General features: G+C 57.0%; 1 pseudogene. It reads right to left on the reverse strand.

Features of this window, described 5'->3' with window-relative positions:
• Positions 1-221: pseudogene (locus P792_RS38060) on the reverse strand (M1 family peptidase); the annotation flags it as partial.

The following is a 221-nucleotide window of genomic DNA, read 5'->3' on the forward strand; positions in this document are numbered from 1 at the left end:
CAGCGACGGGTGCCGTTTGCAGATATGCGGGAGGTGGCCTCGATATCGGCCTGATTGCGTATCAGCACGCGTTTTTCGCTCATGCGTGCCTGCGCCAGACGCTGGCGTTCCTGCGCCGTCAAAACGTCCTTCTCGTTGAGCAGCGCTCCCGATCCCATAACAAGGAAATTCGACGGCACCGTGACGCGATAATCGATATCGCCGTAATCGAGATAGAATTC

This window comes from Asaia sp. SF2.1 (assembly GCF_000505765.1).
Taxonomy (GTDB): domain Bacteria; phylum Pseudomonadota; class Alphaproteobacteria; order Acetobacterales; family Acetobacteraceae; genus Asaia; species Asaia bogorensis.